Annotated in this window: 12 protein-coding genes, 4 tRNA genes and 2 pseudogenes; 5 read left to right on the top strand and 13 right to left on the bottom strand. The window is 67.9% G+C overall.

Features of this window, described 5'->3' with window-relative positions; all coding sequences use genetic code 11:
• Window positions 1-147, top strand: a pseudogene (locus tag AB8K43_RS04985) (transposase); the annotation flags it as partial.
• Window positions 148-851: 704 nt separating this feature from the next.
• Here AB8K43_RS04985 and AB8K43_RS04990 read toward each other — a convergent pair.
• The 6 genes from AB8K43_RS04990 to AB8K43_RS05015 all read right to left on the bottom strand — a co-directional run bounded on the left by AB8K43_RS04990 (window position 852) and on the right by AB8K43_RS05015 (window position 6,018).
• Window positions 852-928: transfer RNA gene (locus tag AB8K43_RS04990), tRNA-Val, on the bottom strand.
• 81 nt (window positions 929-1,009) lie between these two features.
• The gene (locus AB8K43_RS04995) at window positions 1,010-2,659 is read right to left on the bottom strand and encodes an HNH endonuclease signature motif containing protein (RefSeq protein WP_370892106.1); all 1,650 of its coding nucleotides are present in this window, start codon (window positions 2,657-2,659) and stop codon (window positions 1,010-1,012) included.
• Window positions 2,660-2,729: 70 nt separating this feature from the next.
• Entirely contained in the window at window positions 2,730-3,299 is a 570-nt protein-coding gene (locus AB8K43_RS05000; protein WP_370892107.1) for a PGPGW domain-containing protein, read from the bottom strand.
• Complete coding sequence (locus AB8K43_RS05005; RefSeq protein ID WP_370892109.1) at window positions 3,296-4,144, bottom strand: aminotransferase class IV; 849 nt, start codon at window positions 4,142-4,144, stop codon at window positions 3,296-3,298. The genes AB8K43_RS05000 and AB8K43_RS05005 overlap by 4 nt, the downstream gene beginning before the upstream one ends.
• 13 nt (window positions 4,145-4,157) lie before the next feature.
• On the bottom strand, window positions 4,158-5,204 hold the full coding sequence (locus tag AB8K43_RS05010; RefSeq protein ID WP_370892111.1) for a chorismate-binding protein: 1,047 nt from the start codon (window positions 5,202-5,204) through the stop codon (window positions 4,158-4,160).
• A gap of 7 nt (window positions 5,205-5,211) precedes the next feature.
• Window positions 5,212-6,018, bottom strand: a complete 807-nt coding sequence (locus AB8K43_RS05015; protein WP_370892766.1) for an SDR family NAD(P)-dependent oxidoreductase — start codon at window positions 6,016-6,018, stop codon at window positions 5,212-5,214.
• On the opposite strand from AB8K43_RS05015, the gene AB8K43_RS05020 reads away from it, so the two are divergent.
• The gene (locus AB8K43_RS05020) at window positions 6,011-6,982 is read left to right on the top strand and encodes a CHAD domain-containing protein (RefSeq protein WP_370892113.1); all 972 of its coding nucleotides are present in this window, start codon (window positions 6,011-6,013) and stop codon (window positions 6,980-6,982) included. The two genes, AB8K43_RS05015 and AB8K43_RS05020, sit on opposite strands and share 8 nt — an antisense overlap.
• A gap of 60 nt (window positions 6,983-7,042) precedes the next feature.
• On the opposite strand, the pseudogene AB8K43_RS05025 reads toward AB8K43_RS05020, so the two are convergent.
• The 5 genes and pseudogenes from AB8K43_RS05025 to AB8K43_RS05045 all read right to left on the bottom strand — a co-directional run bounded on the left by AB8K43_RS05025 (window position 7,043) and on the right by AB8K43_RS05045 (window position 10,352).
• Window positions 7,043-8,706 (bottom strand): annotated as a pseudogene (locus tag AB8K43_RS05025) (alanine/glycine:cation symporter family protein).
• A gap of 145 nt (window positions 8,707-8,851) precedes the next feature.
• A tRNA-Val gene (locus AB8K43_RS05030) sits at window positions 8,852-8,926 on the bottom strand.
• A gap of 27 nt (window positions 8,927-8,953) precedes the next feature.
• Window positions 8,954-9,024: transfer RNA gene (locus tag AB8K43_RS05035), tRNA-Cys, on the bottom strand.
• A gap of 22 nt (window positions 9,025-9,046) precedes the next feature.
• Window positions 9,047-9,119: transfer RNA gene (locus AB8K43_RS05040), tRNA-Gly, on the bottom strand.
• Between the two features lie 135 nt (window positions 9,120-9,254).
• Window positions 9,255-10,352, bottom strand: coding sequence for a polyphosphate kinase 2 family protein (locus AB8K43_RS05045; RefSeq protein ID WP_370892115.1), 1,098 nt, complete (start codon window positions 10,350-10,352; stop codon window positions 9,255-9,257).
• A 37-nt stretch (window positions 10,353-10,389) separates the two neighbouring features.
• On the opposite strand from AB8K43_RS05045, the gene AB8K43_RS05050 reads away from it, so the two are divergent.
• Window positions 10,390-11,088, top strand: coding sequence for a dihydrofolate reductase family protein (locus AB8K43_RS05050; RefSeq protein WP_370892117.1), 699 nt, complete (start codon window positions 10,390-10,392; stop codon window positions 11,086-11,088).
• Here the strand turns inward: AB8K43_RS05050 and AB8K43_RS05055 are convergent.
• Window positions 11,085-12,269: an alpha/beta hydrolase family protein gene (locus AB8K43_RS05055; protein WP_370892119.1), complete on the bottom strand. Its 1,185-nt coding sequence runs from the start codon at window positions 12,267-12,269 to the stop codon at window positions 11,085-11,087. The genes AB8K43_RS05050 and AB8K43_RS05055 overlap by 4 nt on opposite strands.
• Window positions 12,270-12,300: 31 nt before the next feature.
• On the opposite strand from AB8K43_RS05055, the gene AB8K43_RS05060 reads away from it, so the two are divergent.
• Both AB8K43_RS05060 and AB8K43_RS05065 read left to right on the top strand, forming a co-directional pair.
• On the top strand, window positions 12,301-13,362 hold the full coding sequence (locus AB8K43_RS05060) for an ATP-dependent DNA ligase (protein ID WP_370892121.1): 1,062 nt from the start codon (window positions 12,301-12,303) through the stop codon (window positions 13,360-13,362).
• A 117-nt stretch (window positions 13,363-13,479) separates the two neighbouring features.
• Window positions 13,480-13,959 carry a hypothetical protein gene (locus AB8K43_RS05065; protein ID WP_370892123.1) on the top strand — a complete coding sequence of 160 codons (480 nt, stop codon included), beginning with the start codon at window positions 13,480-13,482 and terminating at the stop codon, window positions 13,957-13,959.
• Here AB8K43_RS05065 and AB8K43_RS05070 read toward each other — a convergent pair.
• Window positions 13,956-15,044 (bottom strand): DNA polymerase domain-containing protein, encoded by a 1,089-nt coding sequence (locus AB8K43_RS05070; RefSeq protein ID WP_370892125.1) that lies wholly within the window; start codon window positions 15,042-15,044, stop codon window positions 13,956-13,958. The two genes, AB8K43_RS05065 and AB8K43_RS05070, sit on opposite strands and share 4 nt — an antisense overlap.
• Window positions 15,045-15,091 lie beyond the last annotated feature (47 nt).

A 15,091-nucleotide genomic window follows, 5' to 3' on the forward strand; every position in this document is an offset into this window, starting at 1 on the left:
CCGCTGACGCTGACGCTGTCGTCGGTGCCGAGTACGGCCGGCCGACACCGGGCCGCACGAGCCAGCGCAACGGCTACCGGGCACCGCGACCTCGATACCCGGGTCGGAACCATCGACGTCGCGATCCCCAAGCTCCGCCACCGAACCCGAGATCGGAGCCGATGAACTGCCCGCCCTGACTGCCTGATCACCCCACCAAAGAACACGCAGCGCTACACCACTACCCGGGACTTGACCGACGCGGGACCGGGCGCAACCACGTGGACTCGCTGGCGCAAGACAGACTTCTGGGGCACCCTCCCTTCACTTCTCACCACGGTCGTGCCGACCCAACCCTTCTAGCCCGCCCTCGAAATGAGAGCAGGCTGTCCGCGAACCCCTTCGAGGCCGTGCACAGCCTGGCGACAGGGCGACCCGAGCCGGTTCTGCGGGTCTTGGTGGAAAGTCACCGGAGGCGGTCGAGTTGGTTCGGACGGGTGGCGTTGACTCTCGCGACCGTCACGCGCGGCTGATGCCCTGGAGCGCCGCGCCGGGCCCTGACGGGCCCCTGGAGCGGCTAAGCGGGAATGGGTGCGGTCGAGTGAGCGCCCGGGTCTCCCGGACGCACAGAGCGACACAGGTCGCTCCAGTCATGCTTTCGCTCGACCGGGACTAGATGCCCGGGAGCTGAGACGAGTACGCTGGCAACCACGGGAGACCTCCTAGATCTCTCGTCAGGCCCCGCACGGTGACCGCCGTGGCGGGGCCATATCTATGCCAAAAACCGACCCATCCGATGCATCTCGCGATGCAAGCAGGTAGACGAACGGCCTCTGACCTGGCGTTTGCCCAGGTGAGAGGCCGATCGTGGCTGGTGGACGTAAAGGGACTCGAACCCCTGACCTCTCGCGTGTGAAGCGAGCGCTCTAACCAGCTGAGCTATACGTCCGAAGCGGCCCGCTCGACCGGTGGGTCGCGCGCGGGCCTTCGGCAGATTACCTGGCGAGTCGCGTGCAAGGCCAATCGGGGGTCAGAAGGGCGGCAGCTCGTCCTCGACGGAGGCCTTCGCCCCCAACCGTGGGGGCGAATCCGCGAGCGCCGCCCCCACCGATGGGTCCTTTGCCCCCACCGGTGGGGGCAAAGCCATCTCCGTCGACCGCGCCTCGGGCACCTGCGCCACGTGATGCGCCGGGAAGGACACCGCGCTCGTCCCTGCGGGCGAGGTCCATGTGACGGTGCCATCGTCGTCGAGCCGGTAGGCCCACCCAGGAGCGTGCTTCACTCGGTGATGGTGCCGACACAGAGCCGCCAGATTGCGGATCTCCGTGGCGCCCTTCGGCCAGGGGGTCGCGTGGTCGAGGTCGCAGGAGACTGCTGGCCGTTCGCAGCCCCACATCCGGCAGCGTCCATCGCGGGCCTCGATGAGTCGGCGGACTCCCTTCGGCGCCCGGTACGTCGCCGCCGATGTCGCCAGGGTCACTCCCGTGTGCGCGTCGAGCAGGACTCGGGCGACTCGGGTGTCGACGTGGGTGCTGATCCGAGCAACGACCTCGCTCGGGATGTACCCCACCCCCGGCACCTCAACGCCGCCGATCCACGCGGAGCTCGGCCCGGGCGTTTCGCTCGCGAGCCTGACGATCCCTGAGAGCTCGGGGTCGAAGAGGTCCGACCGGGACAGCGGAATCGGCCGCACCCCGGCGTGCAGCATTGCCTCCATCGCCGCCCATTCCCCCTCCGATGATGGCACCCGAAGACCGACGCACTCCCCCTCCGACGAAGCCGCCTGCGGGGCTTTGCCCCCACCGGTGGGGGCAAACATCAGCGGACCCGCCGTCACGATCGGCACCCCGATCGCCACCTCGGTGCGCACCCTGACCCCACGCAACGCCAAGTCGGCGAGCGCCTGGGCCCGAGCGACCCCGATCGGGACGTAGGGCCGTTCCCCCTTGATCTGATGCGCCAACTGATCGACCGAGGCCATGACGACCTGCCCCACTTCGCTCGGCAGGGTGGCCGTCAGGTAGCTCGTGCCGAGCGGACCCGGCTCGAGATCGACGTTGAGCTTGGTCAGCCGATTGCGCTCGGCTCGCCGATCGAGCGCCCCGCGATCGACCCGCTCGAGGACCCGTCGGCAGGCCCGCGCCACCTCACGCGGCTCGAGATCGGTCAACCGCGTCGACCCCGGCCTCCCCCGCACCGGCGCCATCAGATGCTCCGCGATCGCCGCGCATGCCGTTGGCGACGCATCGGCCGTCTCCTGCACGACGAGGCGCGTCGTCCGCTCGCGGATCGCTCCAGCCGCAAGGGCATCGAGCACCGCCGGTGTACGCGCCACCCCCACGGCATCTCGGCAGCGCAGGAGCGCCTCGGTCGGACCGGCGTCGATGGTCAGCGCCACCACATCGGGGGCGATATCGGCCACCTCCCCCTCGGGCCCCCGCACCGGGTGCACGTACCCGTCGGGCCCGCGCGCCTCGCTCCGCCGCGCGACCTCGCCGATCACCCCCAGCTGGGCCCCATCAATCGAACGCCGGGCTGCCTCCAGGGCGGCGAGCGCATCACTGAGCTCCTCGAGGTGAGCGCACTCCCCCTTCGAGCGGACCGCGTCGATCACGTCGGCAGCGAGCCCCCGGCTGGACTCCGCGTGCTCTCGACACCGCTTCACGAGTTCTTCGAACATATGTTCAGTCTAGGAAGGGGGTGTGACAACGGTCACAGCCTTTGCCCCCACCGGTGGGGGCGAAGGGGGATCAGCTCACGCCGGGGAGCTTGGTGAGCCACTCCCGCGCGATCTCCGGGAACCACCCCGGCACTCCCGTCACCCAGAAGACCGCCCACATGCAGAGCCATCCGAAGATGATCGACCCGATCACCATTGGCACCTTGAGCTTCAGCGGCAGGACGACGGCCCAATGGTTGAAGGCTTGCACCTCGCCCTTCACAAAGAGCATGACCCGCCGCGCCCACATGAACTCGGTACTCCACACCAGCAGGCCGATGAAGATGACCACCCATCCCGGCCCCGTGAGCGGCACCATCGGGATCCCGACCAGGATGATCGAGAGCCCGACGAGGAAGACGAGGGTCCGCCAAACGAGCGCCCCGATGGGGTTCACGCGGATGGCACGGCGCCACGCGATGGGATCTTCGAGCGGGTCGATCCGGTGGTTGTCGCCGAAGCGATCGCTCAACTCGCGACGGACATCCGCGCGCTGCTCGGAGCGAATCTCCAGATACGGGCGACGGTTTCCATCGGCATCAAGACCGACCGGGCGTTTCTTCTCCTCGACCGCGCCCTTCGTCCCCCTTCGCAAGGTCACGGGTCGATGCCCCGAGCCGACGCATCGGCGAAGGCCTGAGCCACCCGGGCAGTGACCGGCCCGGGGGCCGCGAACTCGCGATCGTCGACCCGGCGGATCCCGAGCACATCCTTGGTCGTCGACGTCGCGAAGACCTCGTCGACCTCGTCGAGCACACCGAGCGGCAGCGCCTCTTCGCGCACCTCGATCCCGGCACCGCGCGCCCACTCGATGGTGAGTTCGCGGGTGATCCCGGCGAGACAACCCGAGTCCAGCGGCGGGGTGAGGACGACTCCGTCACGCACGACGAAGAGGTTGCTGCCGGTGCCTTCGCAAAGCTCTCCGCGGGTATTGGCGAAGATCGCCTCGTCTCCCCCGCGCTCCTTGACGTAGGCGAGGGCGACGACGTTATCCGCATACGACGTCGTCTTCAGTCCGGCCGTCGCGGCCCGCTCATTACGAGTCCACGGCACGGTGACGAGCACCCCGGTCGCCGCCGGACGAGGAATCGGGCCGGTCGTCACGATGTAGGTCAGGGGGGCGTTCGCGCGGTCAGAGCCCATCGGGCCAACTCCACCGGTAATCGTGAAGCGCAACCGGCCGAAGGGGATCGGCTCCCCCGCCTCACACACGGCCTCGATGCCCTCGCGGATTCGCGCATGATCGGCAGTGGGGAGCCCCAGCCCGGCCATCGTCCGATCCAGGCGCATGAGGTGGCGGGTCAGGGCGAAGGGGGTGCCGTCGACCACCTTGCACGTCTCGAACGCGCCGTCGCCCACGGTCACGCCGTGATCCAGCGCTGCCACGGAGGCCTCGTCGGGTCGTACGAGGGCGCCATCGACCCACACGCGCGCTTCAGAATTCATGCTGCCTAGCCTTTCAGATCCCTGGCCTCACAGTATGAGCGCCCGCTGGATCCCCGCTGGACGCGAGCGCCACTAACCGCGCGGCCTTCAGCTCGGTCTCGGCCCATTCGGCATGCGGGTCCGAGCCCCAGGTGATCCCGGCGCCGGTCCCGAAGGAGAGGGTGCGCGCTCCCCCTTCCCCCTCCGCCCAGAAGGTCCGAATCCCGACCGCGAGCGCGGCCTGGTCCCGATCGGCGTCGATCCATCCGATGGCGCCGCAGTAGGGGCCGCGTGGGCCGGGTTCGAGCTCCCCGATGATCCGCAGCGCACTGGACTTGGGCGCCCCACTCACCGAACCCGGAGGGAAGGTCCCCTCGAGGATGTCGCTCCACCCGACGCCGGGCCGGAGCCGGCAGGCGACATCCGAGACCAGGTGAACGAGGCCAGGGTGGCTCTCGATCGCGCACAGGGCCTCGACGGCAACGGTTCCCGGCAGCGCGACATGCGACAGGTCGTTGCGGACGAGGTCGGTGATCATGACGTTTTCGGCGTGGTCTTTGCTGCCGAGATCACTCGCGACCCGACCGGTTCCCTTGATCGGACGGCTGACCACCCGGGCGCCGTCGCGCAGGAGGTACGCCTCGGGCGACGCCGAGACGATGTCGAGACCAGCGCTCGGCACGTGGATGGTCGCCGCGTAGGGAGCGGGATTGCCGCGGGCGAGGATCGGCGCCAAGGCCGGGAGGTGCGACGAAGGGGGCAACGCTGCCGTCATCGTCCGGCAAAGATTGACCTGGTAGACGGTCCCCGCAGCGATGTGTTCGCGGATCGTCGAGACGCCAGCGGTGTACGCCCGCTCGTCCAGGCTGGTACGCCACGACCCAGCAGGTGGCTCCCAGCGTGCCAGCGGACCCCCTTCGAGGTAGTGGTCGGCCGCCAATGAGTTCGTGAATTTGACTGCGGTGCAACGCCCTTCGAAGGTCACGACGACGGCCCACTGGCCGCTCGTCACTTCCGCCAGGTCGTGGGTGATCGCCTCGACACCGGTGAGGGTGCGGTCCGCGAATCGCGCGAAGTCCACGAAGGTCCTAGCGGCCGAGGAGGTCGGCCATCTTCTTGGCGATCATCTCCGTGGCCCGTCTCGGCGACATCCGGGAGAGCGCGTCGAGCGCGCGAGCGTCCTTGCCGATCAGGATGCGGTAGGTCCCCTTCTCGAGCCCGTCAATGATGGCCGCGGCAGCATCGGGCGCACTGGTCGTCGGCATCGCGCCGCTGTCCTGATCCTTGGTGCGCTCCCCCATCGAGACGCCGGAGTTCGTCGAGATCTCGGTGGCGATCGCCCCGGGGAAGACCACGGTGACGCCGACCGAAGTGCCGCGCATCTCGGCGTAGAGCCCCTCGGTGAAGAGTTTGACCGCGGCTTTGCTTGCACCGTAGGCCGATTGGCCCGGTACCGGAGTGAAGCCGCCCATCGACGAGACGTTGACGATCCCGGCTTCTGGGCGCTCCAGCAGGTGCGGCAGCGCCGCCTTCGTCGTATTGACGACGCCCCAGAAGTTCACGTTCATCACCCGCTCGATCTCCTCGTAGCTGAGATCGAGGATCGGCACGAACTGCTGGATAGTCCCCGCGACATTGAGCAGCCCGTCGAGCTGACCGTGTGCCGCGATGACCTCCTCGACCATCGCCTCCACGCCGCTCCGGTCGGTGACATCCAGCGGATGAAGGGAGAGCCGCTCGACCTGGCCGGCGAGGGCGGCGGTCTGCTCGAGCGCTTCGGCGCGCAGATCGACCGCGGCGACCCGAGCCCCCTTCATCAGCAGCCCGAGGACCACCTCGCGACCGATCCCAGAGCCACCTCCGGTCACGATGAAGACCTTGCCCTGGATGCGCATCACGTTCCCTCTCGTTGGCCGGTGGGCGAGCCCCCACGGTATCGCCGCCGCTGGCTACGCTGGGCGCTCCGCGACGAAGGGGGCGACGATGCCCGAGACGACCGGCGAGGCCATGCGCGGGTATCTCCAGCGCTACACCGATGGGCTCATCGGTGCTGTGGGGCCCGTGCGGCGCGACGAGCCCGATGCCATCCACACGATGCGGGTTGCGGCGAGGCGGTTGCGCTCCACGCTCGCCTCCTACGGGCCTCTGCTGCCCAGCAAACCGCGCCACCTGAGAGATGAACTCAAGTGGCTCGGGCATGTCCTCGCCGTGCCGCGCGACGCCGAAGTGATGCGCGACCACCTGGCCGACGCGATCGCGGCGCTTCCACCCGAGCGCGTCGACGGCCCGATCGCCACCCGGATCGCGACCGCACTGGGGCGGGCCTACGCCGACGGGCACGAGGCGACGATCGCCGCGATCGACTCGCCGCGATTCGCCCGGCTGGTCGACGATCTCGAGGTCGCTGCGGCGGCGCCCCTGCGTCCCGGCGTCGATACCTCGGACGCCCTGGTGGCACGGATCGACGCGGCCCGTCGACGCTTCGCCCGCGACCTCGCGGCGGTGCCACCCCCTTCGCCGGGCGCCACCCCTGGCGCGCTCGACGAGGCCCGCGATCACGCCCTTCACGCGGCGCGGAAGAAGGCAAAGCGGTTGCGCTACCTCGCCGAGTCCGCGGTGCCGGTCCTCGGCGCCCGAGCGGCATCGCTCGCGGTCGCCGCCGAAGAGGTGCAAGAGGCCCTGGGCGAGCACCAGGACAGTGTGGTGACGCGCGCGTGGCTCACGGGAGCTCGCGAGCGAGCGGTCGACGCCGAAGAGCCCACGTCGACCTACGACGAACTCATCTCTCGGGAGACCGAGCGCGCTGCCGTCGCCGAGACCGAGGGCCTCGATCACGCTCGCAAGATCACCGATCCCTGAACAGAGACCGAAGGCCCCGGGAGAACTCCCGGGGCCTTCGAGCGGTGATTGCGAGGCAGATTACGGCTGGTTCCGGCCGTCTTCGTTCTCGTAGCGCAACTGCTCGCCCTCCATCTTCGGGAGGTCGCCAGTGTTGCCCTGCTCCTCGCGCACCTTTGCGAGCTCGGAGTCGTCCTCCGCGCCGAGCTCATAGAGCCGCCCGGACTTGCGGTCGGCCAGGTACTCCTTCATCTCCTTCTTGACTACCGGGAGTAGCAGGTACAGACCCAGCAGGTTGACGAAGGCACAGACGAAGAGGAACGCGTCGGCGAAGTCGAGGACGTTCTTGAAGGTGAGGACCGCACCGATGATGACGAAGGTGCAGACGATCCCGTAGAAGATCTTGTCCCCGATGGCGGAGCGACCGAAGAGGTAGTGCCACGCCTTCAGCCCGTAGTACGACCAGGTGATCACCGTCGAGAACGCGAAGAGGACCACCGCGAGGGTGAGCACCCACGGGAACCACGGGAGGAAGGTCTCGAACGCGTTAGAGGTCAGGGTCACGCCGTCAGTGCTGAGGTCACCACCGGAGCCGATCTCCTCGCGGACCTTCAGGTAGCTGTCATCCGAGGCGATGATGATCGTCAGGGCCGTCATGGTGCAGATGACGACGGTGTCGATGAAGGGCTCGAGAGACGCGACGAAGCCCTCGCTGACCGGCCGGCGAGTCTTCACCGTGGAGTGCGCGATGGGCGCGGAACCCAGCCCGGCCTCGTTGGAGAAGGCGGCCCGCTGGAAACCGATGATCAGCACGCCGATGATGCCGCCGCTCACGCCGGTCGGCGAAAACGCCCCGTCAATGATCTGAGCGAAGGCGTCCGGGACGTGAGCGATGTTCTTGCCGATGACGAGCAAGCAGGCCGCCACGTAGATGATCGCCATGAAGGGCACCAGGCGGCTCGTCACCGCCCCGATCGAGCGCATCCCGCCGATGATGACGATGCCAACACCGATCGCGAGGACGACGCCGAAGATCAGCGCCGCGCCGTCGCTGCCGAGGAAGCCATCGGCGCCACCGAAGGTGTTCCGGGCCTGAGCGAAGGTCTGATTCGACTGGAACATCGTGCCGCCGGCCACGCCGAAGAAGAGGATGGCGACGGCGAAGAGCCCGGTCAACCCCTTCGCGACGAAACCCGGGAAGCGCGAGAACGCGACCGGGAGGTACTTAAACGGGCCACCGGAGACCGTCCCGTCCTCGTGCACCTCCCGGTACTTCACACCGAGCGTGCACTCGACGAACTTCGTCGCCATGCCGAGCAAGCCCGCGAGGATCATCCAGAAGGTCGCCCCTGGACACCGAGGGCGACCGCCGCGCCGACACCGGCGATATTGCCGAGGCCGACGGTGCCGGAAACCGCCGAGGTCAGCGCTTGGAAGTGGGGAACTTCGCCGGGGTCATCCGAGCGGGAGAACTTCCCCCGGACGACATCGAGCGAGGTGGGGAATCCGCGGAACTGGATGAAGCCCAGGTAGAAGGTAATGATCACAGCGGCAACGACCAGCCACACCACGACGAAGGGGATCGAGTTCCCTCCCGGCAGCGGGATCGGGACGAAGATGATCTTCGCGGACCACTCGGTCAGGGGGGCGAAGACCGTATCGATGCCTCGCTCGATCGAGCCGAGGACACCGCTCTTATGGCCTTCGTCCGCCATGGGTAGGGACAGGGTTGGTAGCGCTGTCATGCCAGGCGACGAAACCGGAGCGTGGCGCAGATCTCAACCACTGGGACGACCCTGTGACCATGCTGTGACCCGCGGGGAACGGTTTACGCGCGAAAGCGAAGAAGGCCCCTGTCCCGCGTTTCCGCAGGTCAGGGGCCTTATTCGGTGGTGGGCGATACTGGGTTTGAACCAGTGACCTCTTCCGTGTCAAGGAAGCGCGCTACCGCTGCGCCAATCGCCCAAGAGCATGCAAGGTTCTGCATGGTCGAGGTGGAGACGGGATTTGAACCCGTGTAGACGGCTTTGCAGGCCGTTGCCTCGCCTCTCGGCCACTCCACCACCGAAGGGGGTGAACCTTCCGAGCGGATGACCGGCCTCGAACCGGCGACCTCAACCTTGGCAAGGTTGCGCTCTACCAACTGAGCTACATCCGCGCGTCACACCCCCGGCCCGGTTTCCCGCGCTCGTTGGCGTGCGGAGTGACAGTAGCCCAGATTCGGCGCGAACTTCAAACCGAGGGTGAACAACCCCGCCAAACCCGCGAGATACCGCGGTTCTCGCCGCCGCGATCAGCTCTCGGCGAGGAGTTTTTGCTGCTCGGCCACGTCGAAGTCCGCCTCGGGCCATTGCGGGTCCAACGCGAGGAGGTGCTCGCGCAGCAGCGTCATGACCGCGAGGCGCGCGTACCACTTGCGATCCGCGGGCACGACGTACCAGGGCGCCTCGTCGGTCGAGCACTTCTCGATCGCCGCCTGGTAGGCCTCCTGGTAGTCGTCCCAGTGGCGACGCTCGTCGATATCGCCCGGGTTGAACTTCCAGTACTTATCCGGCCGCTCGAGGCGTTCGGCCAGCCGAGCCTTTTGCTCATCGGAGGAGATATGGAGCATGACCTTGATGACCGTCATGCCCTTGGTGACGAGCCCGCGCTCGAAGGTGTTGATCTGCCCGTACCGGCGTGACCACTGCGCCCGCGGCACCAGATCGTGGACCCGCACGATCAGGACGTCCTCGTAGTGAGAACGGTCAAAGACGCCGACGTGCCCCGGCTCCGGGAGCGCGTTGCGGATCCGCCAGAGGAAGGGGTGAGCCTTCTCCTCTTCGGTCGGAGCCTTAAAGGCCGTGATCCGCGTCCCCTGGGGGTCCATCGCGCCGACGACATGGCGCATGATCCCGCCCTTCCCGGCGGTGTCCATGCCCTGGATGACGAGCAGCACGCTGCGCTCTCCCCCGCCCTTGGACTCGGCGTAGAGCCGCTCCTGCAAGGAACTGACCTCGTCGGCAAGGATCGGCATTAGCGCCTCGGCGTCGGCCTTGGAGCCGTCGAAACCCGGAGTCCCCCTCGTGTCGATCGCCCCGAGGTCCGTCGTCGGTCCGGCCTTCAGGAGCGCGCCCAAAGCTGGCGGCGTCAGGACCTCATGCACAACCTGCGCGGCCTCATCGAGCTCGGCCCGCGCCGCGCTCGCCTGCTCGCTCGCGGCCCGCACCTCCCGGGCCCGAGCCTGCTCGGCCTGCTCAGCCTCCTTGGCCGCCTTCTTCTCGGCCTTCTTGGCCTCTTTGGCCTTCTTCTCGGCCTTGGCGCGCTTCTTTTCCTCGGCCTTACGAAGTGCCTTTTCGACCGCCTTGCGCGCGGCCTTTTCCTTCGCCTTCTTGACCTTCTTATTCGCCATACGCTTCATCATGGCACTGACGAGGCACCATAGGGCGATGCGCATCTTGCTCGGTTCCGGCGTCGGCTCCGTCCTCGATGACGACGCCTTACGAGCTCGCTACGCCCCACCGGCGGGCCCATGGGTGCGCCTCAACATGGTGAGCACCCTCGACGGCGCCGCCGCGGGAGCGGACGGCCTCTCCGGGTCGATCAACACGCCACCGGACAACCGCTGCTACTCGGCCCAGCGCAGCCACGCGGACGCGGTCCTGGTCGGCGCGCGTACCGCGCAGGCCGAGGGCTACCGCCCGATCGGTGATGGCACCGCGCTGGTCATCGTGAGCCGCCGGGCGATGCTCCCGGACGGGCTGGCCGCCGAAGGGGGACACGTCGCCCTCGCGACCTGCGCTGCGGCCGACCCCGGCGCCCTCGATGACGCGCGCCAGCGTCTCGGCGACGATGCGGTCTGGGTCCTTGGGGATGAAGAGGTCGACCTCGCCGCGGTGATCGCCCGATGCCAGGCACGCTTCGGACCGCACGTGTTAAGCGAAGGGGGCCCGACGCTCGCCGGGTCACTCCTCGCGGCCGGACTGGTCGATGAGCTCGCCCTGACCTTCGCCCCCCACCTGGTCGGCGGAGAGCAGCCGCGCATCATCGCCGGGAGCGACCTCCAGGTGCCGCTCACTCCCTTCCTCCTGCTGGAAGAGGACGGGACCCTGCTCGGCCTGTGGCGGGTCGGCACGGGCACCACCTAGGCGGGCAGCTCCGCCTTCTGCGAGACCCACTGCTCGACCAAGCGCTCCCAGCGCGCCGGGTCGACATTCCACTCCTTGCAATGGCGCGCGAGCGACCACGGCTCGAACCGCACCAGATCGGGCCGGGCTCTCGCCAGTGCCTCCGAGGGCCCGGACGGGACGAACTCGTCGTCTCGCGAATGGATGATGAGAAGGGGGTGAGTGAGTTCCTCGGCCCGCTCGACCCAGTTCGTGCGCGCCACATCGACCGACTCGCGCACCCCGACGAGCCGTCGCGCCCACCGCCGCCCCATTAGCACGCGGCTGAGGTCAGCGACCGGGTGCGGCACCGAGTTCAGCACCGCGTGATGCCGGAGCACATCGGCCCAGTCAACAACCGGACCGTCGAGCACCGCGCGGCTCACCAGCGGAGCGAACTCAGACTGGCTCAGGGTCTGCAACACGATCGCCCCGCCCATCGACCAGCCCGCGAGGACGATCTCTTGGGCTCCCCGCTCGATCGCGAGGCGGATCGCATCGTCGACATCGCGCCATTCGGCAAGGCCCAGGTTGTACCGGCCATCGGGCCCGGCGGGAGCTCCCTCGTCATTGCGATAGCTCGGGATGAGGCAGGTCAACCCCTGGCGGCGAAGGGGAGGCACCGCCCGCAGGCACTCGTGACGCAGGGCCCCTCGGCCGTGCACGAGGATCGCCCACCGTGCCGTCGGCTCCTCGGCGGGGACAATCCAGGCCGGCATGGGCCCGAGATCCGTTGCGACATCGACGTACTCGGTCGGCAATCCGAGGGAGAGATCGGGCGCCTCGCCGTAGTAGTACTGGTTCCACCGCGCCGGTCCGGGTCGCAGTACCCCCCGGTCTACGCCGAGCAGGCGGCGTCGGACCCGCCCGAGAGAGTGGTCGATCTCCAGGACCTCCCCCACCCGCGCGTGCCCCTTCCCACCATCGAGCCAGAGCCCATACCGTCCCGGCACGACCGTCTCCGGCGTGAGATCGAGGGTGATGCTGTCGGTGTGGATCACCCGGATCTCGACGTCATCGGGGCGCTCTGGGTCCGGCGTCAGCGCGACGCGAGCGACGTACGTCGCCGCCCCGAGCCACACGCTTGCGGTCCCCACCGCGGCCGAAACGGCCGTGACGGCGCCATAGGTTCCGATCCGCCGAGCAGTGTGGGATGAGATCACCCCTTAATGCTCGCACCTCATCAGTGCAACGATGCGACCTGTGAAGACGCCGATCGAGTTGCCCATCGCACCGATGCTCGCCAAGTCCGCTAAGACCGTGCCGGACCCGGATGCGATCGACGGTGGCTATTCGTACGAGCCGAAGTGGGACGGATTCCGCGTCATCGTGATCCGCGACCGCGCGAAGGTCGAGCTCGCGAGCCGCAGCGGCAAGTCGCTCACCCGGTACTTCCCCGAGGTCGTCGAGGCCGTGAGCCAGTACCTGCCCGAGCAGATCGTGCTCGATGGTGAGATCGTCGTTCGCCGCGGCGAGCCCGATCACCAGCGTCTTGATTGGGAGTCCCTCAGCGCCCGGATCCACCCGGCAGCCTCCCGGATCGCGCTGCTCGCGCGCGAGACGCCCGCCGAGATCATCGCCTTCGACCTCCTTGCCCTCGGCGACCAGTCCTATCTCGACGCTCCCTTCGCCACCCGCCGCGATGCCCTCGAAGGGATTCCGCTCGCGTCCGACGCCCCGATCCACCTGACGCGCACCACCGGTGACGCCGAGGTCGCGCGGGACTGGTTCACCCGCTTCGAGGGCGCCGGTCTCGACGGAGTCATCGCCAAGCCCCTCGCCGCCCCCTACTCCCCCGGTAAGCGGATCATGGTGAAGGTCAAACACCGCCGCACGGCCGAGGCCATCGTCATCGGGTACCGAATCCACAAGAGCGGGAAGGGAGTTGGCTCGCTGCTCCTTGGCCTGATCGACGAGGGCGGTGAGCTCATCGGGGTGGGCGGGATTGCCGCCTTCACCGGGGCCCGCCGGCTCGAGCTGATCGATGAACTCGAGCCGTTGGTGATTCGCGGCGAGGACGGCGAGGCCGTCCACGCCGAGACCGATCGATCGCGGTTTTCCTCGTCGAAGGACATCTCCTATGTCCCCCTTCGGCCCGAGCGAGTCGTCGAGGTGGCCTTCGATCAGCTTGAGGGACAACGCTTCCGGCATGCGGTGACGTTCGTCCGCTGGCGTCCCGATCGCACGCCCGAATCGTGCCTGCTGGAGCAGATCGAGCGCGCCCCGGAGTATGACCTGGGTGACATTCTGACCTGAAATCTGCTTAGGATAAGACCTATGAGTGCCTAAAACACCCCGATTGAGCACAAATCCGCCACTATCAACCGACGTACCGTCGCCCGCGGTGCCGCCTGGTCCGTCCCGGTCCTCGCCGTGGCCGCCGCCGCACCGACCTTCGCGGCCTCCCCCCAACCCGAGCTCCAGCGCAATTACCTCGTCACCCGCAGCTCATGCACCGGTGGTAACCAGCTCAGGGTGACGACAGATAACGTCAACACCTTCTTCCGGATCATCAACGTTCGCCCAAATTCGACGGTGACCGGGATTACCGCCTCGGTCCTCGTGTCGGTCAACAACCTCACCGGTTGGACTTCAAGCAACGCAGCGTGGTCAGCTCCGACGCGGACCGGAGAGACGTTCAGCGACGGCACCCGCACCTACTACCGCTATCGCTCGAACTACGTCGGCACGGTGCCTGCGCCGGACGCGAACGGCACGATCACTCTCCCGAGGATCGACTTCTCACTGCCGTGCTCGTCCGCTGTCCCCAGCCCGGTCTGGGTTAACGGCCGCGGTGAGGCGACGGTCAACGGCACGACCCTTTCGAACATCGGGGGCTACCGCAGCGTCTAACGCGCTCCGTCGATGCGGTTGCCGTCGTCATCCCAGTGCTCGGCAACCTTCTTCGATGGCTGGACGCGCGGCGGCTCCCCCGGCATCTTCGGGTAGTCGGGCGGGAAGTTTAGTTCTCCACCCGGAAGCGTCTCCCAGAGGTCGAGCAGCGGCCGAAGGGAGTACGCCGTCTCGTCCATCTCGGCCCACGCGTTGCCATCGGCGAGGACATCCGGGACGGTCATCAGGTTGTACTCGGCCGGATCGCGCACGTCCGCTAACTGCTCCCAGGTGAGGGGTGTGCTGACCGGCGCGCCGGGTCGCGCTCGCAGGCTCCACGCCGAGGCGATCGTGCGATCCCGGTTGTTTTGATTGAAGTCGACGAAGACACGCGCCCCGCGCTCTTCCTTCCACCAGGCCGTGGTCACCCCGTCATCGCGGCGCTCGAGTTCCCGGCCCAGCCCGATCGCGGCATGGCGCACCCCTTCAAACCCGTGTTCGGGTTCGATCCGCAGATAGATGTGCACGCCCCGGTTGCCGCTCGTCTTCGGGTACCCACGCAGGCCAAGTTCCTCCAGCAACTCCCGGCACACCCCGGCGACCCGCTGAACATCGGAAAATCCGGTCCCGGGTTGCGGATCCAGATCGATCCGCAACTCATCGGGGTGATCGACATCCGGCCGTCGGACCGGCCACGGGTGGAAGGTCAGCGTCCCCATCTGGGCCGCCCACACGGCCGCTGCCGGCTCGCTCGGGCACAACTCGTCGATCGGACGGCCATTGGGAGATGAGACCCGGACGGTCTCTAGCCAGTCCGGCGCCCCCTTCGGCAGCCGCTTTTGGTAGAAGCCGTCACCGTCCTTGTCGGTGGTGCTGGTCGCGAGCCGCATCCCCTCGCGCCACCCCTTCGGCCAGCGCTCCATCGCGGTCGGCCGCTCTCCCACCGCGAGCATGAGCGCCTCACCCATCGCGGCGAAGTACTCGCAGACCTGCAGTTTGGTGATCTCGGGGGTTCGATCGGTCGCCTCGTAAATCACCCGATCGGGGCTCGATACCCTGACCTCGCGTTCACCGGAGACCACGACGCCTGCTGGACTCTTCGCCATGATCGAAGAGTAGGGGTCGGGAACGCCACGCGGCGTGCTGGCGTTGC

It is taken from the genome of Janibacter sp. GXQ6167, from assembly GCF_041365945.1.
In the GTDB taxonomy this organism is placed as follows: domain Bacteria; phylum Actinomycetota; class Actinomycetes; order Actinomycetales; family Dermatophilaceae; genus JBGFSK01.